This window comes from Nonomuraea typhae (assembly GCF_009760925.1).
GTDB lineage: Bacteria > Actinomycetota > Actinomycetes > Streptosporangiales > Streptosporangiaceae > Nonomuraea > Nonomuraea typhae.
Map to the genome: position 1 here is coordinate 1 of NZ_VRLV01000055.1, position 520 is coordinate 520.

Sequence of the window (520 nt, forward strand, 5' to 3'; positions counted from 1 at the left end):
CGTACTCGGCGACCAGGTCCTTGATCTCCACCGCCACCGCCCGCATCGTGGCCACCTGGGCGGGGTCGGCCAGATCGACGAACGGGCGGATGTGCAGGCAGCCCACCGAGCAATGCCCGTAAAACCCCGCCGACAGCCCGTGCTTGTCCAGCACGTGCTTGAAACGGGTGGTGTACTCGGCCAAATACTGCGGGTCGACGGCGGTGTCCTCGACGAAGGCCAGCGGCCGCCGCGTGCCCTGCCCGGCGGCCATCAGCAACCCCAGACTCGACTTGCGCACCTTCAGCAGCGCGCCCTGCTCGGCGGCCGTGACGGCCAGCAGCGTGTGATACCCGTGCCCGTTGCGCCGCCACAGACGCGAGACCTCCTCCAGTTTGGCGGCCAGCAGCGCCGGGTCGTCGCCGGTGAAGGAGACGAACAGCAGCGCGCCCGGATCGCCCTGCAGGAGGTCCCCCAGCCCGGCATACTCGATCTTGCCGCGGGACAACTCCAGAATGGTTTTGTCCATCAGCTCCACCTG

The 520-nt window shown here is 68.5% G+C and carries 1 protein-coding gene; it reads right to left on the reverse strand.

Features of this window, described 5'->3' with window-relative positions; translation table 11 throughout:
- Positions 1 to 508, reverse strand: a 508-nt coding sequence (locus FVE25_RS53680) for an FAD-binding oxidoreductase (RefSeq protein WP_281368003.1), incomplete at its 3' end; no start/stop codon positions are given.
- Between the last annotated feature and the right edge of the window lie 12 nt (positions 509 to 520).